This window comes from Aquirufa sp. TARAVU-A1A (assembly GCF_054558675.1).
Window position 1 is genome coordinate 1 of record NZ_JBPXKP010000003.1, and the last position, 25,621, is coordinate 25,621.

Sequence of the window (25,621 nt, forward strand, 5' to 3'; positions counted from 1 at the left end):
GGCGACTACCGATAATTTAAAGCCTAAATTGTAATCACGCTGATTGCGCTTTTGAGGTCTGACTTGATCCTCTGATGTATTCTTTTCCATAAGTCGATTTTATGTCAACTTATTTTAGGACGGGACATGTTTTTCAAATAAGGCTTAATCATGATTTGAGCCTCAACTTGACCTACGAAGGTCGAAGCTACATTGGATAAAGCCTCAGCTCCACTCACCCCCATCAACCAGTGAACACCCTTTCCCATCGTGGATACAACACGCTGAAGCACGCCCAAGTGATAAAACATATTTACAAGAACAGCTACAAAAATGATGGTTGGGACAACTTTAAAGAAGAATATATAATCATTGCCCGCTCCAAATGCCTGTGACATCAATTTACGATCAACCAAAGATCCAAAAACAAATTGAGCCCCTTTATCTGCCTGACCTAATAAGGTATTAATCGAATCGCCTAACCATTGGAAAGTTGCTTGGCCGACTTCCGTTTTCAAGATAAAAACGGCTAAGCCTACTTGTATTAATAGCCCCACACCTACAGTACGGTAATTAATTGCCTTGCGGTTATTGGACATTAAAAAAGAAACGCCTAAAATCAAGACAATCCCCAGTAAGCCTGTAAATCTTTCCATTCGTTTGTTGTTGGTGTAAATTAGTTTTCAGTTTGCGTCAAATTGACGGTATATTTTTCAAAGGTAAGCTGTTCAATCAAATCTTCCTCGGTAATTTCATAAAATGCTTGGTGAATATTAAATGGCTCACTACTTTCTACCTTCCAATAATTCCCATCTTCCTGCATTTCATAGGAGTTCACGGTATCTCGCAAATTCCAGTCTAAAATGGTAATTGCCATGTTCTTAGCACGTGGGTTCACCATTTCAAAAAGAGATTCTATCCGACGATCAAAGCTTCGCACCATCACATCCGCCGAACCGCCATAAACTTTCGGTTCACCTCCGCGATGGAAATAATATAAACGCGTATGCTCCAAATAATTCCCTACGATTGATTTGATATAAATATTATCCGACAATCCAGAACGTTGCGGACGAATGCAGCAAATACCGCGAATAATCAATAATACAGGCACACCTGCTTTGGAAGCTTTATAGAGTGCTTCCATCGTTTCTAAATCTTGTAAGGAATTGATTTTCCAACAAATACCTGCCGGAATACCTTGCTTATGATTTTCAATTTCCTCTTCGATCATTTCGATGAGACGGTTACGCATATCCCGAGGAGCCGTAATTAAATGCTCATAATGCGTAGGCATCGAATGCCCCGTAATTACATTGAAAAACTCCGAGATATCTTGCGTAATCCGCGAATCCGTAGTCAGTAAGCCTAAATCGGTATAGAGTTTCGCCGTATCTTCATTGTAATTACCGGATGATAAATGGGCATAACTCATGACATGAGATCCTTCATTTCGAATAACCTGTAGTAATTTGGTATGCGTTTTTAAACCCGGAATTCCATAAATCACAAAACAACCTGCTTTTTGTAAACGTGTCGCCTCCCGAATATTATTCTCCTCATCAAAGCGCGCTTTTACCTCAAACAACACGGAAACGTGCTTCCCTTGTTCAGCGGCACGTAATAATGCAGACGCAATCCGAGAATTTTTCGAAATACGATAGAGCGTAATTTTGATAGCCAAAACATTAGGATCATCAGCTGCTTGCTCCAATAACTGAATAACCGGTTCAAAATTATTGTATGGGTGATGCAAGAGGATATCCCCGCGCTTCATCGTCTCAAAAATATCACTTATGTGAATCGATTTCAGTCCCAAAGGAGGAACCACAGCCGGATTCGCAGCGACTTTCGATTTAAACTCAGGGTGTTTAAGTATTTGCCAAAATGCCGTAAAATCAAGAATGGATTTCTTGATAAAGATATCAGCAAGCTCTAAATTCCAGCGTTTCAACATTTCACTTAAAAGAAAATCTGAATGATTTTCCTCCACCTCAACACGAGTTACACGCCCTAAACGACGATCCTTAATTTTCTTTTTGATCTCATCCACAAAATCCGTTTCCGCATCTTCATGTTCCACCACATCGAAATCTCCATTTCGCGTAATACGGAACAAGGTCGTCGACTCGATTTCAACATTCCGATAAAGAACTTGTAAATAATGACGAATAATTTGCTCAATAGGTAAAAACAAGACTTTATCATCCCGCTCAATCACATATAAACGCGTCAAATTCAAAGGTATCTGAACAAACGAAATCTTGCGATCCTTTTCATATTTGCCTTTGGCATTTTTCTTATCAGCAATTCCGACCGTAACGACACCAAAAATGAGCGTTTTGGCTAATAAACTAGGAAATGTATGTGTATGGTCAAAAACCATGGGAGTCAACATCGGGTAGATTGTCCGATGAAAATAAGCCTCCGCATCTGCTAATTCGTCGGCCGACAAATCATCTAATGTAGCCAACATCAATCCATTATCCGGAAACAAAGGCAGAATTTCTTCGATGAAGAGTCGGTGTTTTTCTTGACTAAATTCTTGTGCAGATGCAATTAATGTTTGCTTGAAAGGCACCTCACGCAAACCAGAATAATCTGTTCGTTCTTTCCCGAAATCGATGTAATTATATAATGAACCAATACGAATCGTGAAGAATTCATCGAGGTTAGAAGCCGTAATCGCTAAGAACTTCAATCGGTCGAAAAGACTTTTCTCTGTATCTCTCGCTTGATCCAAAACCCGTTCATCAAACTTTAACCAGGATAAATCCCGTGAAATAAATCGAGCTTTGGCAATGGTATCCTGCGCCTTTTGCATGGACTTTTCGACCTTGCGCTTTGCTTCACGAGGTGCCATCAAATTAATCTTCCAATTCTTGGGTTGTAGGAACGACAAAAGATTCCCCTGAGAGGAATCTTCTGTTTCGTTAATAATTTGATCTAATTTTGAATCACTCATGATTAGGCTTCTGGAATTTGGTTTTTGATCGCTTCATAATCAGATCCTAGGCGCCCCATTTCAGTGGCCAAGAATTTCTGAAGCTCCAAATTAAATATTCGTTTATCAGCTTCTGTTAAGGAATCGTAAAGATCTTTCAACTCTTGATTGATCTGTTGTTTTTCCTCCGCAGTGCTTGCGTGAATACCACGCAAATGATAGGCTTTAAAATCAACCTCCATCGGACTAAACGTCTACTTTCGCGTATTTCGCATTCTTCTCAATAAAATCACGACGTGGTGCCACTTCATCACCCATCAACATAGAGAATAACAAATCTGCTTCAATGGCTGAATCAACCGTTACTTGCTTCAATGTACGAGACTCTGGATTCATCGTAGTTTCCCACAATTGCTCTGCATTCATCTCTCCAAGACCCTTATAACGCTGAACGCCTACACTCTCTTCTTTCCCTCCTCCAGCTAATTCTTGAATCGCAAGCGTACGTTGATCTTCTGTCCAAACGTAACGAACTTGTTGACCTTTTTTCACTTGATACAACGGTGGTTGTGCAATGTAAATACATCCACGATCCACTAATTCACGCATGTAACGGAAGAAGAAAGTTAAAATCAAGGTACGAATGTGACTACCGTCAACGTCCGCATCGGTCATGATGATTACCTTGTGATAACGTAATTTATCCATGTTCAAGGCACGCTCGTCTCCATCTTTTCCAAAGGAAACGCCCAATGCTGTAATCATGTTTTTAATCTCTTCGTTTTCGTAAATACGATATTCTTGCGCTTTCTCTACGTTCAAAATCTTACCACGCAAAGGCAAAATCGCTTGGAATGCACGGTTACGGCCTTGTTTCGCTGTTCCACCTGCTGAGTCCCCTTCGACTAAGTAAATCTCACATGTTTCAGGATCCGAATCTGAGCAATCGGCCAATTTACCTGGCAATGAGTTAGAACCCAACACCGTTTTACGTTGAACCATTTCACGCGCCTTACGGGCTGCATGACGTGCTTGCGCTGCCAAGATTACCTTTGCAACAATTTGACGTGCTTCTTTTGGATGCTCTTCTAACCAAGACTCCAACATATCCGACATCGCTGCCGAAACCGCACCAGAAACTTCACCATTACCTAATTTGGTTTTGGTCTGTCCTTCAAATTGCGGCTCTGCCACTTTCACCGAAATAACGGCTGTCAATCCTTCACGGAAGTCATCTCCCGCAATATCAATCTTCAATTTCTCTAATGCCCCCGACTTATCCGCATAGTTCTTCAAAGTACGCGTCAAAGCACCACGGAAACCTGCTACGTGGGTACCTCCTTCTATGGTGTTAATGTTATTCACATACGAAACAACGTTTTCCGTGTAAGACGTATTGTACATCATCGCCACTTGAACCGGAACCCCGTTCTTATCACCTTCCATGTAGATAGGCTCAGTCAACAAAGGCTCACGAGTAGAATCCAAGAATGTTACAAACTCACGCAAACCACCTTCAGAGAAAAACTCCTCTGTACGTGCATTGCCTTCTTCATCTAATTCACGTAAATCCGTCAATTGAACACGAATACCCGCGTTCAAGAATGACAATTCGCGCAAACGACCCGCTACTGTATCGTATTTATATTCTGTTACCGTAAAAATGGTTTCATCTGGCTTAAACAATACCGATGTTCCTGTACGATCTGTGTCCCCCACTTCCTTAACTGGATATTGCGGAACACCAATTTTATATTCTTGTTGGAAAATTTTTCCCTCACGATGAACAGTCACCTTCAAATCTGTCGACAAGGCGTTCACACAGGAAACCCCCACACCGTGAAGACCCCCAGAAACTTTGTACGTATCTTTATCAAACTTACCCCCAGCGTGAAGCACCGTCATTACAACCTCTAGCGCAGAACGTTTCTCTTTGGTATGCATACCAGTAGGAATACCCCGACCGTTATCTTCAACCAAAATCGAATTGTCCGTATTGATCGTCACTTTAATTTTATCACAATGCCCAGCAAGCGCTTCATCGATTGAGTTATCGACAACCTCCCAGATCAAGTGATGAAGACCTTTAAATCCTGTATCACCAATGTACATGGAAGGACGCTTACGAACCGCCTCTAATCCCTCTAAAACCTGAATATTATCTGCACCATAATTTGCCCGATCTTGAGCTGATGTACCTTGTGCTTCTGACATAATGTAATTTAAATGAGTTGAACGAGCGCATTGCTTTGCCCGATTTTAATTGTTGAATCCTAGCCTTAAAAATATAAATTTTTGACGAATAATCCTAATGCTTAAAGTGGCGAATTCCAGTCATCACCATGGCGATATCATTCGCATCACAATAGGCAATCGAATCCTGGTCTTTAATCGAACCACCGGGCTGCGTAACCGCAACAATCCCCGCATTTCCTGCAATCTCCACACAATCTGGGAATGGGAAAAATGCATCGGATGCCATTACCGCACCATTCAAATCAAAACCGAATTCTTTCGCTTTATCAATTGCCTGCTTCAATGCATCCACGCGTGAGGTTTGACCTACACCTGACGCTAATAACTGGCCATCATTTGCCAATACAATTGTATTCGATTTCGTATGCTTACAGATCTTTAAAGCAAATGCCAAAGCACGCTTTTGCTCTTCCGTAGGAACGCGTTTCGTCACCGTTTTGAAATCGGCCACACCTTCCATCACTAAATCTTTATCTTGCTCCAATACACCGTTCAATAAAGTCTTGAACATTTTCTTTGGAAACTCAACCGCATTACGCTTTAATAAAATGCGATTCTTTTTCGTTTTCAAAATCTCCAAAGCCTCCTCAGTAAACGACGGTGCGATCAAGATCTCACAGAATAAAGGATTAATCGACTCTGCCGCTGCTTTATCAACTTCATTATTCGTTGCCAAAACGCCACCAAATGCCGAAACAGGATCACAAGACAATGCCTTATCATAAGCCTCTTTCACCGTTTGACCCGTAGCAACTCCACAGGCATTCATGTGTTTAATGATCACGAAAGCCGTTTCATCAAATTCATCTAACAAGGTAATGCAAGCGTCTACGTCAACTAGGTTGTTGTAAGACAATTCTTTACCGTGCAATTTGTCAAACAAGGCCGACAAATCTCCGTAGAAAGTACCTTGTTGGTGCGGGTTTTCCCCATAACGCAAACCATTCGCAGGTAAGCTTGTATAATTAGCCAAATCAGCCATTTCCCCAGCAAAATAGCGTTGGATTGCTCCATCGTAATGCGATGAAACAGCAAATGCTTTTTGAGCAAAGCTTCTACGTTCTGCTAAGGTTGTTGAAGTCGTACCATGTGCTGCAAAAATCGCTGAAACCTCCGCGTATTGCTCACGCGAAGAAACGATTAGCACATCGTTGAAGTTTTTGGCACCACCACGAATCAAGGAAATACCACCAATATCGATTTTCTCAATAATATCTTCATCTGAAGCACCTGATGCCACTGTTTCTTCAAACGGATATAAATCCACCATCACTAAATCCAAGGCTGGAATATCGTATTGTTTGGCAACTTCTACATCAGAAGCCAAATCACGACGGTGTAAAATACCACCAAAAACCTTCGGATGTAGCGTTTTTACCCGACCGCCAAAGATGGAAGGATATCCCGTTAAATCTTCTACGGCAATTACAGGAATACCTAAATCTTCAATGAAGGATTGTGTTCCTCCTGTTGAATAAAGTGTAACGCCGTTCTTGTGTAATTCTTGGATAATCGGTGCTAAACCGTCTTTGTAATAAACCGAAATTAAGGCTGATTGGATTTTTTTTACTGACATGGGGCTTGATAAAAAATGAAGCCACAAATGTACGCATTTTGCTTAGCTTTGACAAGCCCATTTCCTTAGCTTTGGCAATCCTTAAAGGTTTGCCAAAGCTGAACGGGGAATGCTATTTTTTATTGTGACGCTCATAGCGCAATAATCCTTCCAAATAGTAATAATCCGCATAAATCAAGGGAACATCTATCTCCGAATTCAAGGATTTAGCCCCCACACAATGTTTTATCAAGAAGTTGTTATTTTCTCCCAATACGGCACGATATGCGGGACTTGATAAAGACTCCAACATCTTCACAGCATCCGCGTAATAGCGCTTGCCTTTTTCGCCGGAATAGGTACTTAACTCCAACAAAGCAGAAGCGGCAATCGCGCCAGCAGATGCATCACGCTCTTCGTTGGGAATATTCGGCGCATAGAAATCCCAATATGGAATTTTATCCGCAGGTAAATTCGGGTGATTTAAATAGTAATCGGAGATCTTTTGCGCGAAATCTAAATACTTTTTATCCTTTGTATTGCGATACATTTCCACATATCCATACATCGCCCAAGCGTGTCCACGCGTCCAGCAAGACTCATCTAGATAACCTTGATGTTGTTTTTTGGCCAAAACCTTTCCATCTACATCGTACAAAATCACATGATAACTCGAATTATCCGGACGGAAATGATGCTTCATCGTGTTATCTGCATGTGTGATAGCAATTTGACGATAGCGATTATCCCCCGTCTCGCGCGAAGCCCAGAACAACAATTCCAAATTCATCATGTTGTCGATAATCACCGGATATTTATAGCCACCCTTGAAGCTATTCCATGATTTGATTAAACCAATCGCTGGATCAAATCGGCTTGCCAACGATTTTGCTGATTGAATTAACACTTGTTTGGCATGTGGATCTTTGGTCAAACGTAATTCTTGCCCAAAGGAATCATACATCATAAATCCTAAATCATGTGTACCCGTATTGTATTGTTCTTTCTCCACAGCAGCTGTCCATAAACGTGCAGCTTTTTCCCACTGAACATCATGTGACCGCTCATACAATTGCCACAGCGCACCAGGAAAAAATCCAGAGCACCACCAACTCGACGGCAAATTCCGGTAAGTACCGTCCTGTTTTGCAGAATGCACCGTTACCGAAGTATCTGGATGATCTGCCAACATGCGTTGATACTGCTGTTCAGCTAATTTGAATTGCTTGTTGACATCGATTTTTTGCGCAAAAACTGACAGTGGTGCCAATAGTGCGAGGAGAATAAGTTTTTTCATATCAGTGAAATAAGTCCGGAGTCCGAAGTCCGAAGTGGTTTTAGTGTTCGTTATCAACAGAAGTTACTCATTTGTCGTCAGTCACTAGTCGCTAGTCACTAGTAGTCTGTCTTATATTTTAAGCCTTAATCTTAACTCTTAGTTCTTAACTCTTAGTTCTTAACTCCTACCTCATCTCCCCATCCACCCACCATCCACGGTCAAAATCGTCCCATGCACATACTTCGATGCATCGGAAGCTAAGAACACCACAGGGCCTTTGAAATCCGCGGGTTCACCCCAACGACCCGCTGGAATTCGACCTAAAATAGAAGCACTACGCTCTTTATCTTCCCGCAATGATGTCGTATTATCCGTTGAAATATAGCCCGGCGCAATCGCATTGACATTAATTCCCTTACTCGCCCATTCGTTGGCCAATGCCATCGTCAAACGTGCAATTCCACCTTTGCTGGCAGCATAACCGGGAACATTGATTCCCCCCTGAAAACTCAATAAAGACGCGGTAAAAATAATTTTTCCGGAACCATGGGCCAGCATCGACCGACCAATTTCCCGACTTAAAATAAATTGGGAAGAAAGATTCACTTCGAGAACCTCATCCCAATATTCGTCGGAATGTTCAGCAGCAGGATCCCGTAAGATCGTCCCTGCATTATTCACTAAAATGTCAATCCGAGGATAATCTCGCAATACGGCTTTGATAAATTCATACAAGGATTCCCGATCAGAAAAATCGGCTTGATAAGCCTTAAATTTGCGTCCTAATGCAGTAACAGCCTTTTCAATGTCAGACCCATTCAATTCAAGCGTAGCCGAAACCCCAATAATATCAGCTCCCGCTTCCGCAAGTCCAATCGCCATGGCCATGCCTATCCCCTTCTTACATCCTGTCACCAACGCGACTTTCCCGCTTAAATCAAATGTATTTTGCATAATATTCATTTGATGTAATAAGCCGATTCAGCAAAATTTTTACTCATTCTTATTTAAAAAGCAACTGAATTGTTTGTTGGGATTCTTTAACCGCCTCAAAAGCAATCACCCATGATATTCCATTCCACTTAATCGCCGGATAGGAACAATCATACGTGGAATCAGACACATAACTTTTCTTCAAATGACCCGAAACATCCTTAATTATGAGACCAATCTGCTTATAATACCGCTCTCCATCTTGTTTAATTTCGGCATACACCAAGGCTGTCTCCCCCTTCGGATTCGATGCTAATTGGGGCATTCTTATTTTATCTCCAGCCAAATGTAAAATCATCTTTTTATTAGCCTGATAGGCCCACTTTACACCCGAAGATCCTTCGGCACCGGTATACCAAGCAGCCTCCAATCCTTTCACACCTCGTACCAAGGAAGGACCTGCATGCGGGCAGGCATTTACTTGCCAATGGTCCTCATATAAAGGCACAGATTCCGTATACGTTTTGCCAAAATCTGACGAATGCACATATCCCATATCTCGTTCACCCTTATCATTCAAATCACGATAGATCACATCTACATTTCCTTGGGCATCAGCTAAAGCATCGATCCGACAACATTCACAAGTTTGGCGATCTAAAATTTTCATCTCACCAAATCCCTTTCCAGGACTTGTACTGGCCGTTACCAAGGTTCGGCCCTTCGGTCCTACTTTGACATCCAACCAATAGGCTCCCACCTCGCCATTGGGCAACGAAATAATCTTTCCAAACGAATGACTCAAACCTGCTGCCGTGTCTTTGTGTATGTATTGAGGCTTTTGCCAAACGCCATTTACCTCCATGGCGTACAACAAATCCCCATTAAAACGAGACGCTGCCGTTGGCCGATTCATTTCATACAATAATATACATGTGCCATCAGCTTTATAGGCCAATTTCGGCATACCTTCCGCATGTGTCGAGGCCTTTTTATCAATAGGGACCTGCTCGGCAGGCCCCTGGTTGACTTTTCGGAAAAACATCACTCCATTAGCTGATTTCTCAACCCAAGACAAAACAATATCGCCGTTGGATTTTACAGCAAAAGATGGATCCAAGGCCTGATTAGCAGGATTTGAAACCGTTTGCGCATGAGCAAATTGCGCCAAGAAAACGAGCAAAAGGATTAGTTTTTTCATTTTTTGAATAGTTGGAATACATCAATTTGAACACCTGCGACAACCGTTCGTGGCGCTGCTGGCGTGTAAGTAGACTTATCAGTCGCATTATTACCCCGCGTAGCCGTGGTAGCATACAAGGAATCTCCAAGATTTAAAATGTTGGTAAAAAATTGATACGCCTTGTAATGATAACCCAATCGTAAGTTGAAGACCGATACTCCCTCAAAGCTCACCTTGTTCACCTGATCTTGGTACCAGGGACCAATTTTTTGCCATTCCAAAGCAATACGCATACCCTTATGTTTATAGGTTACTTCTGAGTTTGCAATGAAATTGGGAGCCTGCGGCATTTCTTTACCATTCACATTTTTCAAAGCATCAGAGGCTTTAGTGCTCAAGACAAAATCAACAAATGTATGTTTTGCATTCGTCCCCCCAAAGCGAAAATTCCATGAATCATTCGGACGATAAGTAATTTGGTATTCAATACCTTCGTGTAAGGTCTTTCCTGCGGATTGATAATCTGTCGTATTATCTGGCTGGCGAATACCTAACAACTCATTATTACCTTCTAAGCGATAAAAAGTATAATCAAAATAGACCTTATTGTTAAACAAGGATGCCCAGCCGCCTACTTCATAATTTGTAAATACAGCAGGATCGATGCTTAAATAAAATTTCTCACCCGTAGCTGTTACCTGTGCTGCTGGACGTGCGCGAAATACCGCTGATAAAGCCGGCGGCGAGAATCCTTTAGAGAAATTACCATAGAAGCCTAACGCGGAAGTAGCCTCATAGGTTACACCCAATTTAGGTGAGAATTGCGCATAGCTTTTCGAACCTATTGAGTTGTCGATGAAATTTGTATAATCAAAAGACATATGATCAAATCGACCGCCTAAAGATAAACGTAATTTTTCTACAGGTTGAAGATCAAATTGCGCATAGGCCGCTTTGTTCCAAATGACTGCTGAATAATTTCCGAGGAAAGTTGAGGGTAAAACTTGCGTAATCGTGAATTTCTCGACCGATTTTTTATCCGCCCGTAACGTAGCTGCTAAATTGATTTTATAGGCCCAGTAATCATTCGGCGAACGGTCTAACAAAAAGCCCGCCACTAATTTCGAATCTAAAAATTTAAAATTTTGGGTGTGTTGCCCCATCAAGCCAAAGCTTTTGAAACTATTTTGATTGATCTGACCCGATGCCGTTAATGAGGGGCTCGTCCACGAAATCGAATAAGAAGGATTTTGGCCTAAGGCATTATCCCGGTAATATGCCGTTAAACTGGAATTGGCTTTTTCAGTCCATTTATGTTCCAATGTCAAACGAGCGCGGGAAGAGAAAGAAGAACGATAAGTAAAATCAGCCGGACTTTGATAACTGCGCGAATAATACCCAACACTGTCAATATTACCTCCCGTTTGAGAGAAATAATCATTGTAGGCAAAAGAACTCCACAGTTTTGTCTTAGATGTAAACTGATAATCCAAACGAACATTGATGGACGACTTATCAAAATCTGAATTCGATGCCCAAGAACCTGTTTGACGCGCAACATAACCGCCAGTCATGACTGACCATTTCTTTCCCAATTGCGCACCCGCAGTGAATTGAACACGTTTATACCCCCACTCATCAACTTGAATACCAACCTGTGCCGTTGGAATACCAGGTGCTGTCTTCGTAATCAAGTTAATCGCACCACCTACGGCCTCAGGACCATATAATGAAGAAGCGGGGCCTTTGATTACTTCCACGGAATTCAATCCTTGCAAGTTGGATTCAATCAATGCATTATGATTAAATACACCCAAAGGACGCAAAGGAAGTCCATCTTCCATGTACAAGAAATAAGCAGATGTCCCAAAAGGCTGACGAATCCCCATCCCATGTTGTTCATTACGATAGTCCAACATCACTACACCTGGAACTTTATTGATAATCTCCGTTAATTGAAGTGCTTTGGTATCTTGAATTAGTGCTGAACCAATTTTATGAATTGCCACAGGCGTTTCCGCACGTTTCGCTGCTTGTCGGGAAGCCGTCACCACAACTGCGTCCAAATTTTGTGTGGACTCATCCAATAAAATAGGAGAAGCTAAATTATTGACCTTTTTAGTCACAAATCCCAAACTCGACACTTCAAATTCTCCGCTAATAGCGTATATGCTAAATTCTCCGCGTTCATTCGAAATGGAAATAATTTTTGAACCTTGTTTCAATGATGCCCCTACGATAGGCTCATTCGTAATCGCATTTAATACCTTCATGGTATGTTGTTGGGCATTTGCTACAAACGCAAGCAGCAAGCCCATGAATAATAAGCTATTTTTCATGAATTCTTAATTAAAATGAATAATGCCCACAATGAAAATTGCAGGTAAAAAAATCAAATTAATTAAGCTCGAGGAGGGTGAAAAAGACCTTTAGATTCGCCAGAAAGCACGAATACAGGCGTAGTGAAATGATCTTCAACTACAGGGATTTGTAAAAATGAGGCTGTAAAAATGGGCTGAATGGATTGAAAAGCCAAAACAACTTCGGGCATTTTTTCAAGACGCTCCGAATTAGACTTTTGCTCTTTTTCTTCCGCAGCCTTTAATTGCTTCGCTAAGTAACATTGACCGTTACAATTCAACATTGGCTTATCCCGATTCTCACAGAGATTCTTCGCGATATAATCCTGATTAACCCGGTAATACGCCACAGCACCCCATTGATTCATCAAAGGAAGCTGCATCGCAAAAAACAAAAAAAGGGCTAGTGTGGATTTCACCCTGCAAATATAGAATAAGATTATTTCAAATGTACCGCCGAATCATTGATTTGATAATTTTTAGTTTTCACCAATTCCATGATCGCAGATCCTGCCAATAATACCGGCCCATAGCCATGCGCCGCAAAGGGGGAAATCGGTCGGTAGTAATAGAATGCCGGATCCCAAGCCAAGCCCGTTCCCACGCAAGTACCTTCCACATGCCCTTTTTCGTTCACTTTGGAAGCGACTGCATTCCAGCCTAATAAAGCTGCAGGGCCATAAATTTTCGGATCTAGCCAACCCATGTTGATGCCTTTAGCAATCACATAGGTATAAATGGCTGTTGCAGATGTTTCTAAATACGAGTCATTTTTATCAATTAATTGATGCCAAAAACCCGTTCCATCTTGATAGGACATCAAACCTTTTAAATGAAGCTTCAACTGCTTTAAGATCTCAGGGCGGGCAGGATGATTCGCCGGCAAAAACTCAAGCATTTCACATGTAGTTAATAGGGCCCATCCATTAGCACGCGCCCAGTGAAACTCGGGATGTTCTTCGGCATCCACCAAATAGCCATGCATGTAAATATTCAAATTCGGATTGAACATACGTTTGCGGTAGGCGTTGAATTGGAAAACCGCCTCTTCGTATTCGCCCAACTGTAAAAGTCCGGGAATCGCCATGTACATATCGTCCAACCACATCGTGTGGTGCAAAGGGCGAATACGAACTAAGGTACGATCAGGAAGACGATGTTCTTCCTTTAAGATAAAATCGGATGCACGTTTGGTCACAAAGGACATATCAGTTTGAAAACCTGCCTTCTTTGCCTTGATTACGGCCATTCCCATCGCACCAATATCATCCAATGCACGCGGGTGAATCAAGCCATGCAACACGTGTTTCGATTCGTTTTTTTGTGCTGCCGGAATCGCTGAAGCGATTAAGTTGAGGCGATTGAAAACATAATCTTTGTATTTGGCAGAACCTGTGATGCGGCTCAACTCCAACATACCTGAATAGGTTACCCCCCATTCATAGGAGATTGGGCGAAAATCACCTTTAGAGAAAACCGTCTGATCTTCAAAGGGCTGACTAGGTGACCAAACAGCACCCGTCGTTTTATTCACAAAATGATTGGGGGTTGCAACTTCGAGGTAATTGAAAACACGATCGATGACCGACTGCACCTCTTCGGGTTTTGCCGCACCGTAATGCGTAGGATAATCAGGCTGTAAAGCGTGCAATGGAGCCGTAGCATCGGAAGCTGCAGTAATATTTTTCTGAGCGAATAGGCTCGAAGAAATAAAAAGAAGGACAAATGTATATCGCATAAAAAAGGGCTTACTCATCACAAAGACAAGTAAGCCCTAATTTTACTTTTGGAATATCTATTTTTTCATTTCGATTCCTTGAATCTGCACGACAATTTGTTGGTCTGTCGCCTTCGGATTCACCGCCACAAAATACACATCATGCTCTCCACTAGTGGACTGAATCGCAACTTTTTGAGAAGTCGGAGCTGGACGACGTGGTGCTTGTTGGGCCGGAGCCGCAGGTGCCGCAGCTCCCGCTGTTCCTGCAGCTGGTGCTGGTGCAGCTGTACCTGCTGCCGCAGGCGTTCCTAGTGGTGCGCCTTTACCCGGAGTTGCCGCAGGTGCAGGACCCCCAAATCCCCCTTGAGAAACTTCAATGGGATTCGTTTTACCTATCACCGGTCCCGTAGGAGAATCTAAGTGAATTTCAATCACACCACCTGCTGCATTCGTACGAGCTTGTGCAGACGCTGAAATATCAATGGTCGAAATTCCAGTTAAGTCTAAGCCTTTATAACCCAAATAAGGATTTTGACCCACCATGTTCGTTGAACGTCCTGGTGTAATCAATTGCAAAATACCTTTGCTTACATCCGCCTTTTCCACATCCAATTGTGGAGCACGTAAGAATACCCACTTCTCAGACTGTACTGGAGCAATTTTCTTGTTACCCTTATCTAAATAGGTAGCACGAACTACAAATACCCCTTTTGATGCTTTTTGTCCTTCTGGCTTTACCAAAGCTAATTCACCTTTCAAGGCAATTTTATTCGAAGCTTTTGGCTCGCTTAAACTCAAAAGATATGACACCATTTGCTTCGCATCTGCTTTCGAAATCGCAGGGTGTGCCGACATCGCATGCTCACCCCAAACTCCCATTCCTCCTGCAATCACTTTATCAGCTAATTGGTCGATAACATTTTGACCTTTGTATTTCACTGAAACTTCATTGTAGCTTGGTCCTACAGAACGAACGTTCAACTGATGACACGATTTACAATCGCTCTTATTGATCAAACGCAAACCAGCAGACGCAAATAAATCCGAATCTGCCTTGCGGTGACTTTGCGACATTTCAATCGGATCATAACCAAATGGAATGTAATCTAAAGTTGCTGCTACCGATTCTGGAGCGATGCCTTTTTCTAATTCGCCATCTTCCTTATCGGTAACCTTCACCTTATACTTCGGTGCTGAATCAGCGAAATAGAATGATTTGTTGGCTCCTTCGAAATCGATATCCACAACCGGCGCTTCATTACCCACTAAAATTTCCAAAGCAGCCGTATTGCTCGCACCTTTTGAATCAGTTGCCTTCAAGCTTACCGCATATTTACCTGCATCTTTTAGGCTCAAGGAAGCTTTTTCGCCCGATAAATTTTTCACGAATTTGCCCGCTTTTTTCACAGTCCAAGTGTATGTTAATTTATCACCATCAGCATCTTTCGTTCCTTCAGCAGATAGCGTTGTGTTAAACGGAGCGGCACCTGCTTTACTTGAAGCAGAAGCTATAACTTCCGGCTTACGATTACCGCCTTGGTACTCGATTTTCACCAAACGCGCATTTTCATTCCCTCTAAACCAAGCAGAACCGTATTCCAATACATATAAATCTCCTTCAGGACTGAAATCCATATCAATGGCAGAGCCGAATGTCGTATTTGGCATAAAGCGTTCCATCGACTTATAATTACCATTTTCGTCTAAGGTAACAGCCATGATCCAACCGCGCATAAAATCAACGATCAACCATTTTCCCTCATAATACGAGGGAAAAACGCGTTTCGCGCCTGGGAAATCTGCCTTGTGAAATACCGGACCGCCCGTAGCCGAACGTCCGGAAGAACCTACTAAAGGGAATTCCTCAGAAGTACCGTATGGATACCAGATCATCGCTTTTTGTGCCGGTGGCAATTCACGTAAACCTGTATTATTCGGAGACTCATTTACAGGAGCTGCCGGATTGAATTTGGGTCCGATCGCTAATGTTTCAAAGTTCACATCCGCATAGGCTTGGTTATTTCCGATGAAATAAGGCCAACCGTAATATCCAGGTCCTTTGGCTTGATTAAATTCATCGTAACCACGAGGTCCTTTTTCCGAATCAACGGATGCATCTGGCCCTACCTCACCCCAATATAAAAATCCCGTTTTTGAATCAATACTCGGTCTCCAAGGATTACGGTGTCCCATCGTATAAATTTCAGGGCGTGTTTTGGCTGTACCGGGAGCAAATAAATTGCCTTTTGGAATGGTATAAGTACCGTCTTTTTCTGGGTGAATGCGCAAGATTTTACCACGTAAATCATTTGTGTTCGAAGCGCCACGTTGGTCATCCCAATATGCCTGCCCCGGACGTTCGTCGATAGGCGCATAGCCATCCGAATTACTGTTACTTGTGTTATTTCCCACAGTCAAGAACAAATTCCCAGCTTTATCAAACACCATTCCTCCACCAGTATGGCAGCATTCTTCACGTTGTGTAGGTACTTCCAAAATGATTTTTTGTTGGTCTACCAACAATTCTTCATCCTTCAATTCCATACGAACCAAGACGTGTTTGGTCTCTTTCGGATGTGCATAATAGATGTATAACCAATGATTTTCTTTGAATTTAGGGTCAACAACGACACCCATCACACCTTCTTCAGCTTCACGCGTTTGACCCGCACGGTTGGTGTATTTGGTATTCGTAACGATTTTACCAATTGATTTGGTAATTCCGGTAGCCGGATCATATTGTTTGACTTCTCCTTTACGTTCCACGAATACAATTCGTCCATCGGGCAAGAAGGTAAATTCCATCGGCTCATCGAGTTTATCTACGAGGACCGACTTAACAAAACGATTTTCATCGGGAGCTTGCGCGAAAGCGGCGAGCGAAGTACATGCTAGCGAAACAGCTAGTAAAAATTGCTTCATGGTAGGTTTAAATTTATTATTTTACAAAAATGATACAATAATCGGTAATTAAAAATCCCGCTTTTGAATTTGATACGAAATTCGAACATGTGTCGACAAAAAATTACTTACTTTAAGAAAAAAATCAGCACATGAAATTGATTGCCTTTATCCTTTTGAGTCTTCCTATTATTGCTCAATCAAATATAGACGCTTCTGACATCCATTCTGTCCTGCATACGCAGGAAAAACTTTGGAATGAGGGAAAGATCGAGGAATTTATGGAATATTATGCCAAAACCGAAGATTTGAAATTTATCGGCAAATCGGGGGTTACCCAAGGTTGGGCTGCAACGCTAAAACGCTACCAGACGAGTTACCCGAATCGGGAAACAATGGGCACGCTTTCCTTTGATATTCAAGAAGTGGATGTAACAGCTGGCCAAACTGCCTGGGTGCTTGGACGCTGGAATTTAAAAAGACCTAGCCTAGGCGATGTGGGAGGTTATTTTACACTATTGCTCAAGAAAATTGACGGACGCTGGTTGGTCGTCCGTGACCATACTAGCTAGACCCGGGAAAAGACGTAAAACATTTCACTCGCAATTTGGCGAGAGCGTTCATCGTACATCGCTGCTTCTAAATCCGTGTCATCAAAGGCTTTGGGATCTTCATAACGCACCGGAATGCGTACTTCAGCACCAGGAATAAACGGGCAATTCTCGTCGGCATGCGAGCAAGTCATCACCGTAGCAAAGATACGGTGAGGATTAATGACATCGTCATATAATTTTGAGAATGCAATGATGGGACGAGAGTCCTCGGTATGTAATACGAAGTAGATCGGATTGGAATGTCCGTGTTTCGAAACGATGAAACCCATGCGTTCTAAGGACGCGACAGTTCGCTCATTGCAAGCTGTTACCTCTACCCCACCGGAATAACATTGAGCGGCCAACTGAAAATAATCTGCGGCTGTTTGGGCCCAAATTTGGGCGAATTGCGAACGGCGCGAATTATGGGTGCAGATGAAATTCAGGAGAATCGGTTGCTCTTTTTCGCGTTTAGACTTAATGTATTCAATCAAAGGCTGCAGAACGGCTTTACGTTCATCTGTGATATCTAAGGCTAAAATGGATTCGAGGTTTTCGTTCAGGGTATTGTTCATGTAATTCGAGTAATTCTTAGCGCTAGCTTTGGCAATCCTTGGAGGTTTGCCAAAGCTACGGGGTTTTAACGATATAAAAGGTTCAAATACTGATAATTCCTAGCAACATCCCGAACCCGGGGCACATGAATTAGCGGATTGAATTTCTGCAATTTTAAGTTTAGGTTTTTCAGCTGTCGGTGGCATGCAACAAGCCGATGCATCTTGCATTTCATAATGCGGGTCATTAAACTCCGCATCCTCATGGAAATAATAAACTTCCCATTGAACACCATCCGGATCCGTCGCCCAGAATTTATCTTGAACGGCATAACAACATGAAGTGCCGATTTCCTCTTTGGAAACAATTCCTTGGGCTCTTGCCTTTACAAGCCGATTCGTCATTTCATCCACCGTTTCCACTTGAAAACCTAAATGTCCAAAATTCGCTTGTACGCGCTCCGGATTTTCGATAAACGAAATGATTAACGAAGGAGAATCCAATACATATTTAGCATATCCCGGCTTGATCTTCGTAGCCGGCTGACCAAAAAACGTTGAATAAAAATTCACTGATGCCGCCAAATTGCTGACATAAAGTGACACATGCATGCGTGGAAAGCTCATAATTAACAGCAGTTAGCTTGTTGAGAAACAAAATAATTTTCAAAAAACGACCCGAACAATTGACTAAACTCCGCCCATTTATCCGGATTAATGCAATAACAAACGGAAACCCCTTCAATGGTTCCTTGAATAAAGCCGATTTCCTTCAATTCCCGAAGATGCTGAGATACAGTAGCTTGAGCTAAACCCAATTCCGAAATCAAATCCCCATTGATACAAGTTTTTGATTTCACTAAATATTGCAAAATGGCCACTCGAGCCGGATGACCCAACACTTTTGCCATTTGCGCGATCGCATTTTGCTCATCAGTAAACAAATCGGTTTTAGTAATCCCCATGATTTCATTATTACATTGCAATATTACGATGAATCAAATAAATAAAAAAGGCCGAAGCCTATTTTATTTTAATACTCATAGAAATACTATGCCCAATCATCCCGTTGGAGCGAGAATAATAGCCATAACGTACTTCCAAGGAATTCCAATTGACTAAACTCGCGATCCCACCTGGAGGAGACAAACGCAATCCTACGCCCATGAATTGACTCGTGAAACTCGACAGGTCATAATCAGAGGTATAAAAAGTTTCCGTTGTGGCGTGTTGACCATAGGCCTTGAAATAATTAACTTTTCCCTGAATATTGAATCGGTAGAATGGACTAATCGAAAAGAATGGAGATATTTTATAAGGTACTTCTAAGTTGGCCGTATGTGCCGCCATGCCCCAATCATCAATATAGGCCCGATAAAATGCCCGAATAATCGTATTATCCCCCATGAAATAACTGAGTCGGAAACCAACTGGCAATTTGAAACGAGTACCAGGCAACTTTTCAACCGTCTCATTCCCATTCGTAAAATAAACACGATGGAAAGGCGTACTCAATAAGCCCTCTTGAAAACTCGGCTCAATCATCGCCATCACTTGCAAACGCTGATTGATGACTTGCGAAATCGCAAAAGACGCATTAAATGAATTCCGTGGCTTATAATCAATTCCTCGTTGGTCTCCATGCGCTCCTGAAGGATAATTGGCAGGTCTCAAATCGGATGGTAAAATAGCCATATAGGTATCCAAAAATGCGCCGCCTTTGAAAGACCACTCGGTATTTTTGTCTTTCGACAATTTGGCATAACTCGCGGTAAATCCATGCGATTTATAATCGTATTCTGTTGAATAGGAATAGGCCAAACCTTGTGTTGTACCCAATAGATCATCTTTGACAGACCAAGCAATACTAGGGTAAATATGCGTATCCTTTCGGGAAGCGGATGAAATTGTCAAGGGATCAATGTTATCTGAAGAAGCAGAAGTATATTGATCAATATTAAAATCTGCGGTAATGGAATGCGTACGATTATATCGATCTAATTTGGAAAAACGCAACTCTAGCGAATTAGCCAAATCCGTTAATTTCTCCGTGCCGATACCTCCTGTTATGGCAGAATTATTCCCATCTTGATCATAATACCCCGTAACGATGTTGGCTTCTTCAAATTTCAGTTTTCGTTTAACGTAATCTGTTGAATCATTCAAAAATTCTTGCGCATGGCTCTTACTATAAAAAACCTGCTGAGCCTTTGAACCGTGTAAAAGCGAGCAATAAATTCCGATGGCTAGGACAACTTTTTTCATATCTTATCTTAGTTACAACCGCAGCCTCCTCCGCTTTTTCCACCGTTTGCGCCTGAAGCACCTTCCCGGTATAAATAAAATGCCTGCTCAAACTTTTCGCTTTTACGCGATGATAATTCCATTTCAGAGTCGTTAATCCGACTCTTTTGGTATTCCTTCACCACCGTGCAGGAAGATAGGCTGGCCACCAGGGCAATCAATAATATGATTTTTTTCATCGTATTAAGCTATGCGTGTTGTAATATTATTCGATTGAAAAATCAGATTTGCGTCATCAACAATCACGCAAAACACACCATTCAATTGGTTCACTAAATCTAAGCCTACTTCCACACCCATGACTGCAATGGGCGTTGTCAGTGCATCCGCTAATTCCGCCACAGGGGCAAAAACTGAAACACTTTTAATGCCCTGAATCGGATAACCTGTCCTAGGGTTAATCGTATGCGAATACTTCTTTCCACCGATCCAAACAAACTTCTCATAATTCCCAGATGTAGCTACAGCTGCATCTTTTAAATCAAAAGTAGCTACTGTTTTAGTTGCATCATCAGGATCTACAATAGCAACTTGCCAAGGCATTCCATGTTCATTCATTCCCCAGGCACTCATATCCCCAGATGCGTTCACGACCCCGTTCTGAAACCCCAACTGCCTTAATCGTTTTTTCGCTTGGTCCGCAGCATAGCCTTTTCCGATCCCTCCAAATCCAATGCGCATCCCTTTATTTCTTAAAAATACGGTTCGATTTTTGGGATTCAATTCGATGGCTTGATAATCAATCAATCGAACCGATTCTGCCAATTTTTCTGGACTCGGCAATTCAGTCATTTGCTGGTCAAAATTCCAAAACCGTTTATCCAATGACCCATAACTTAAATCAAAAGCCCCTTGGGTCAAGCGGGATATTTTTTGCGCCCGAGCGATTAAATCATATACTTCTTGATCAACTTCCACAGGAGTAATTCCGGCGTTTTCGTTGATCAGAAACGTCTGACTTGACTCATTATATGTCGTTAACAAACCTTCAATTCGTTTGATTTCCAGCACAGCTTCCGCGAGCCCTTCCTTCGCCTCCGCCGCATGTTCAGAGACAACCCCCAGGTCGAATCGGTTACCCATCAACAAATCAGTCCGCTGAAATAAAGGCATTATTGAAAAGCAGAAATTTCCGTGATAAATTTCTGAACCGATGGCTGATACCCCTCCCATTCCCTCAGAACCTTTCCTTGACTGTTGATCAAAACCGTTAACGGAAATTTTCCATTCGGATTATACCTTTCCGCCATTTGGTCATTACGAGCTTGTTGGTCAGTGGGTAATTGATTCTTTTTCAAGCGCGGGAAATCAGCTCGTACAAGTACTAATTTATTTTGCGCATATTGACCAAAAGCCTCGCTTTCAAACACATCATGTTTCAATTTAATACAAGGACCGCACCAATCAGAACCAGAGAAGTTCAGTAATATCAGTTTTTGTTGTGTCGATGCATCTTTTTGCGCTTGCGAAAAATCACCCATCCAGGAGAGCAGGCTAAAGAATAAAATACTTAGTAGTTTCATCATGATTAGGCATAAACAATGAGGGTTTTCCCGTCATTGGCAGTTTTATAAACAGTTAGTGGCGACCGGGCAACCGTATTTAAATTGGCCCCCGTTAACGAAAATCGAGCGCCATGGTCTGTACAGAAATATTCCGTTTTATTGAAAATCACCCTGCGCTTTGGTTCGTGCGTACACAAATTCGATGCAGCTACATAATCACCAGAAGCTGTCCGACCGATAACAATGGCATTATTTACGGTAATGTAACCACCCGTGTTGGCTAATGCGGCTGAGCTTGAAATTGATAGGTCTAATTTAACTAAAGGGCTTTTCACATTTGATAGCTCGGCTGTGCTAACTTTTCCCAGCGGCATGGATGTAGAAGATGTCGAACCACCTGTCGTTGTTCCTCCGCTTGTAGTGCCTCCGGTTGAAGTACTTGGTGTACTTACAGCGGCACTTGTTTTTGTACTATCAAGCGCAGCTACTGTTTCTCCATTCTTATTAACAATCAAGGATTCCAAAACCGAATCTTCTTGTTGGGTACATGAAGCCAAAACGGCCATCAAAGCACCGCCCTGAAAGCCCATTTTCTTCAAAAATTCGTAGCGACTGTATTTTTCTTGCTTCATATTTATGTTCGATTGAGCAGGTTTTAATTCGAATTTACAGACTTTACAGAATTCAAAAAATGATAATTGTCTTATTGGCTGAATGAATCGATGAAATCCAAAACGAAGAAGACGACCTTGCTGCCTACCTTTGGCAATCCTTGAAGGTTTGCCAAAGGTGAGAGAGGGCAGCAAAAAGCTACGGTTTATTCAAGACAATTTGCCCTAAAAAACTGATAATCTAATCGCGGTAATTCAAGGCAGGCTTGCGATCACCCAATAAACTCTTGTATTGAAACTCCGTACCGCGCTTGTTCAACCATTCCAATCGTGCATCTTCAATCAATACCGGTTTCTTAAATAAATCAATGGCTGTTAAAGCAATCGTTTTAGCAGCGACTAACATTCCCTTCCGACCGATCGACATGCCTCCTGCGGCTACCGCTTGCCAACTATGTGCTGCGGTTCCTGGCACCCAAGTTGCAGCTCCTAAACCCACAGTAGGTACCACCCAAGAAACATCCCCCACATCCGTTGAGCCTCCACCACTCGGATCCGGATGGTTTAAAAAAACCTGATTCGTCGTAGCTAAATCAACCGTTTGCATTCCAGGTGTTTGTTGGATTTGTTTCGCAAAAGCCTGCTCGGATGAATTAAGTGTATATCCTCCAACTGTTTTCAAATTCGAACCCATCACAGAAACTAAATGTTCGTTTGGCAAAACCTCATAAACACCTCCAATTAATTCCACTTCATATCGAGTCCCTGTGCCCAAAGCAGCACCTTCTGCCGCCTTTTCAATTCGATTCCACACATCCATCACTACATCACGTTGCGGAGAACGAACATAATAATACACCTCTGCATAATCAGGCACGATATTCGGAGCCTTGCCTCCGTTTGTAATCACATAGTGAATGCGTGTAGAAGAAGGCACATGTTCGCGCATCATATTTGCCATGTGATCCATCGCCTCCACAGCATCTAACGCTGAACGGCCTCTTTCTGGGGATGCTGCCGCATGTGACGATAAGCCATAAAAACGGAACTTGCCCGCTTTATTTGCTAAGGATGAAGATGGCGACACGGTATTCTCATCATTCGGATGCCAGTGCAACATTACATCGGCCTGATTAAACAAACCAGCCCGAACCATATAAACTTTTCCGGATCCTCCCTCTTCAGCTGGGCAACCATATAATTTAATCGTTCCTTTTTGGCCGGTTTCTTTCATCCATTCCTTCACCGCAATTGCCGCTGCGACAGAACCTGTCCCAAACAAATGATGCCCACACGCATGGCCTGAATTTCCGCCGAGCGTACGTTTAGTTGGGATTGAATCCTGCGACAAACCCGGCAAAGCGTCATATTCTGCCATGATACCGATCACCGGCTTTCCTTGTCCGAACGTCGCAACAAAGGCCGTTGGTATTTCAGCAACACCCGCCTCCACTTGAAATCCTGCTTGGCGTAAAGTCTCCTGCAACAACAAAGAACTTTGTTTCTCCTTGTAACCCACTTCCGCAAGGTTCCAGATTTTTTGAGCGATTTGCCCGTATTGCTCGGAGCGATTTTGAATGGATTGAATGACTTTTTTCTTGTCGGCCTCCTGCCCTAAAACAGCAAAAGAGAACATGACGAAGGCTGAAACAGCCCATAATTGAATACGCATATTTTATAGTTTAACAGGTACAATAAACTTAAATTTAGCAGGAAGAATCGTAAAATCAAACGTATCCGACTCCAACACCTCCCCATCAACTTGCGCCTTCAGCACACGATTACATTCAATCCGAGTCGACGAAATTTTGGAAAAATGCACGAAGGGGAGATTGATGTGTTTCCCGGATTGAATAATCGGCATGTAAAACAATCGCTTCCACATAGGTAATAGATCGCACACCAACATATTCAATAATCCATCTTGTACGGACGCCATTGGAAAGAAATGAAAACCACCCCCCGCCCGAGAACTGTTAAAAACCATGCACAAAAAAACGGGACGCGTTTTTTGGATGGTATAAGATTTGAACCGAAACAAGGCAGGAATCGCGGCTAAATAATAGCCCAGGGCGCCACCAATCCAACGAATCGCATCCATGGCAGCTAACACCTCCCCTTCAATTCCGATTCCCACTCCATTTAAAAACAACATATCATTGACCCGTCCCGCATCGATTGCTTCCACATGCGCATCCAAAACAACCTTTAAATGCATTTCCCGCGACATATTTCCAAAAAGTTTCCAATAGAAATCATTTCCTGTCCCCCCTTTGAATAAAGCGATCGGTTTGTCGCAAGTAGGATATGCATTCACAAAATAATTGAACGTTCCATCACCTCCCATTACCCAGACCTCATCAAACTCATCTAAGCTTTTGGGCCATTGCTCATTAAAAATAAAAAGCTCACAAGAAACACAGGACTTCACCCACTGTACATAGGCATGCAAACGAACACGCTTTGACGGGTTGATCAAAAAGGCAATCCGTTTACGCATGTATGTAATTTTTCAGGTGCTCAATGGTTTCCAAATGATCTTGGATAGTGGCCTTAATCAAATCATTGCTGGAAATAATGCCGATCATTTCCCCATTTTCGACAACGGGGAGGTAGCGAATATTGCGCTCCGACATCAATATCATGCAGACTTCAATCGAACTTCCTAACTCAACACCCGGCAAGTCGGTGGACATGATTTCCGCCACGGAAGTATCTGAAGAGTTTTTATCCAATAAAATTACCTTGCGGGCATAATCGCGCTCGGTCAAAATGCCACGGTATTGGCCATGATCCATGACCACCACCGAACCTACATTACAATCTTGCATTAATTGCAAAGCCTCGATAATCTTTGCATCAGAGGGAATCGAAATCACCGTCGCACCCTTCTTGGTTAAAATGTCTTTGACCTTTTTCATGGCTTATTGAGATTAGAATTGTA

23 protein-coding genes and 1 pseudogene are annotated in these 25,621 nt (G+C 42.4%); 1 reads left to right on the forward strand and 23 read right to left on the reverse strand.

The window, feature by feature from the left end:
* Positions 1-110: 110 nt before the first annotated feature.
* From V7S75_RS04520 to V7S75_RS04575, 12 genes and pseudogenes are all read right to left on the reverse strand, one after another.
* Positions 111-635, reverse strand: a pseudogene (locus V7S75_RS04520) (Na+ dependent nucleoside transporter N-terminal domain-containing protein); the annotation flags it as partial.
* Positions 636-655: 20 nt separating this feature from the next.
* Positions 656-2,944: a polyphosphate kinase 1 gene (gene ppk1 / locus V7S75_RS04525; protein ID WP_459511736.1), complete on the reverse strand. Its 2,289-nt coding sequence runs from the start codon at positions 2,942-2,944 to the stop codon at positions 656-658.
* Positions 2,945-2,946: 2 nt separating this feature from the next.
* Positions 2,947-3,165 carry a hypothetical protein gene (locus V7S75_RS04530; RefSeq protein ID WP_377975139.1) on the reverse strand — a complete coding sequence of 73 codons (219 nt, stop codon included), beginning with the start codon at positions 3,163-3,165 and terminating at the stop codon, positions 2,947-2,949.
* 4 nt (positions 3,166-3,169) lie between these two features.
* On the reverse strand, positions 3,170-5,137 hold the full coding sequence (gene gyrB, locus V7S75_RS04535) for a DNA topoisomerase (ATP-hydrolyzing) subunit B (RefSeq protein ID WP_459511738.1): 1,968 nt from the start codon (positions 5,135-5,137) through the stop codon (positions 3,170-3,172).
* A 94-nt stretch (positions 5,138-5,231) separates the two neighbouring features.
* The gene (gene purH, locus V7S75_RS04540) at positions 5,232-6,755 is read right to left on the reverse strand and encodes a bifunctional phosphoribosylaminoimidazolecarboxamide formyltransferase/IMP cyclohydrolase (protein WP_459511739.1); all 1,524 of its coding nucleotides are present in this window, start codon (positions 6,753-6,755) and stop codon (positions 5,232-5,234) included.
* A gap of 112 nt (positions 6,756-6,867) precedes the next feature.
* Positions 6,868-8,031 (reverse strand): glycoside hydrolase family 88 protein, encoded by a 1,164-nt coding sequence (locus V7S75_RS04545; protein ID WP_459511741.1) that lies wholly within the window; start codon positions 8,029-8,031, stop codon positions 6,868-6,870.
* A gap of 171 nt (positions 8,032-8,202) precedes the next feature.
* On the reverse strand, positions 8,203-8,967 hold the full coding sequence (locus tag V7S75_RS04550) for an SDR family oxidoreductase (RefSeq protein ID WP_459511742.1): 765 nt from the start codon (positions 8,965-8,967) through the stop codon (positions 8,203-8,205).
* 49 nt (positions 8,968-9,016) lie between these two features.
* A complete protein-coding gene (locus V7S75_RS04555) occupies positions 9,017-10,147 on the reverse strand; it encodes a hypothetical protein (protein WP_459511744.1) in 1,131 nt (376 codons plus the stop codon).
* Positions 10,144-12,468 carry a TonB-dependent receptor domain-containing protein gene (locus V7S75_RS04560; RefSeq protein WP_459511745.1) on the reverse strand — a complete coding sequence of 775 codons (2,325 nt, stop codon included), beginning with the start codon at positions 12,466-12,468 and terminating at the stop codon, positions 10,144-10,146. The genes V7S75_RS04555 and V7S75_RS04560 overlap by 4 nt, the downstream gene beginning before the upstream one ends.
* Positions 12,469-12,530: 62 nt before the next feature.
* A complete protein-coding gene (locus V7S75_RS04565; protein ID WP_459511747.1) occupies positions 12,531-12,908 on the reverse strand; it encodes a hypothetical protein in 378 nt (125 codons plus the stop codon).
* 20 nt (positions 12,909-12,928) lie between these two features.
* Positions 12,929-14,245, reverse strand: coding sequence for a glycoside hydrolase family 88/105 protein (locus V7S75_RS04570; protein WP_459511749.1), 1,317 nt, complete (start codon positions 14,243-14,245; stop codon positions 12,929-12,931).
* A 39-nt stretch (positions 14,246-14,284) separates the two neighbouring features.
* Positions 14,285-17,131 carry a PQQ-dependent sugar dehydrogenase gene (locus V7S75_RS04575; RefSeq protein ID WP_459511750.1) on the reverse strand — a complete coding sequence of 949 codons (2,847 nt, stop codon included), beginning with the start codon at positions 17,129-17,131 and terminating at the stop codon, positions 14,285-14,287.
* Between the two features lie 131 nt (positions 17,132-17,262).
* On the opposite strand from V7S75_RS04575, the gene V7S75_RS04580 reads away from it, so the two are divergent.
* On the forward strand, positions 17,263-17,682 hold the full coding sequence (locus V7S75_RS04580; protein ID WP_459511752.1) for a YybH family protein: 420 nt from the start codon (positions 17,263-17,265) through the stop codon (positions 17,680-17,682).
* On the opposite strand, the gene V7S75_RS04585 is transcribed toward V7S75_RS04580, so the two are convergent.
* From V7S75_RS04585 to V7S75_RS04635, 11 genes are all read right to left on the reverse strand, one after another.
* Positions 17,679-18,278, reverse strand: a complete 600-nt coding sequence (locus V7S75_RS04585; protein ID WP_459511754.1) for a low molecular weight phosphatase family protein — start codon at positions 18,276-18,278, stop codon at positions 17,679-17,681. The genes V7S75_RS04580 and V7S75_RS04585 overlap by 4 nt on opposite strands.
* A gap of 99 nt (positions 18,279-18,377) precedes the next feature.
* Complete coding sequence (locus V7S75_RS04590) at positions 18,378-18,884, reverse strand: ArsI/CadI family heavy metal resistance metalloenzyme (RefSeq protein ID WP_459511755.1); 507 nt, start codon at positions 18,882-18,884, stop codon at positions 18,378-18,380.
* A 2-nt stretch (positions 18,885-18,886) separates the two neighbouring features.
* The gene (locus tag V7S75_RS04595) at positions 18,887-19,222 is read right to left on the reverse strand and encodes an ArsR/SmtB family transcription factor (RefSeq protein ID WP_459511757.1); all 336 of its coding nucleotides are present in this window, start codon (positions 19,220-19,222) and stop codon (positions 18,887-18,889) included.
* A 58-nt stretch (positions 19,223-19,280) separates the two neighbouring features.
* Positions 19,281-20,522, reverse strand: a complete 1,242-nt coding sequence (locus V7S75_RS04600) for a DUF3570 domain-containing protein (protein ID WP_459511760.1) — start codon at positions 20,520-20,522, stop codon at positions 19,281-19,283.
* Between the two features lie 8 nt (positions 20,523-20,530).
* On the reverse strand, positions 20,531-20,740 hold the full coding sequence (locus V7S75_RS04605) for a DUF4266 domain-containing protein (protein ID WP_459511762.1): 210 nt from the start codon (positions 20,738-20,740) through the stop codon (positions 20,531-20,533).
* Between the two features lie 4 nt (positions 20,741-20,744).
* A complete protein-coding gene (locus V7S75_RS04610; RefSeq protein WP_459511764.1) occupies positions 20,745-21,674 on the reverse strand; it encodes an FAD:protein FMN transferase in 930 nt (309 codons plus the stop codon).
* On the reverse strand, positions 21,674-22,087 hold the full coding sequence (locus V7S75_RS04615) for a thioredoxin family protein (protein WP_459511765.1): 414 nt from the start codon (positions 22,085-22,087) through the stop codon (positions 21,674-21,676). Before V7S75_RS04615 ends, V7S75_RS04610 begins: the two co-directional genes overlap by 1 nt.
* Before the next feature lie 2 nt (positions 22,088-22,089).
* Entirely contained in the window at positions 22,090-22,698 is a 609-nt protein-coding gene (locus V7S75_RS04620) for a Rieske 2Fe-2S domain-containing protein (protein WP_459511767.1), read from the reverse strand.
* A 220-nt stretch (positions 22,699-22,918) separates the two neighbouring features.
* Entirely contained in the window at positions 22,919-24,349 is a 1,431-nt protein-coding gene (locus V7S75_RS04625; RefSeq protein ID WP_459511769.1) for an amidohydrolase, read from the reverse strand.
* 3 nt (positions 24,350-24,352) lie between these two features.
* Entirely contained in the window at positions 24,353-25,177 is an 825-nt protein-coding gene (locus V7S75_RS04630) for a diacylglycerol/lipid kinase family protein (protein ID WP_459511771.1), read from the reverse strand.
* Positions 25,170-25,598 (reverse strand): CBS domain-containing protein, encoded by a 429-nt coding sequence (locus tag V7S75_RS04635; RefSeq protein ID WP_377975170.1) that lies wholly within the window; start codon positions 25,596-25,598, stop codon positions 25,170-25,172. Before V7S75_RS04635 ends, V7S75_RS04630 begins: the two co-directional genes overlap by 8 nt.
* Positions 25,599-25,621 lie beyond the last annotated feature (23 nt).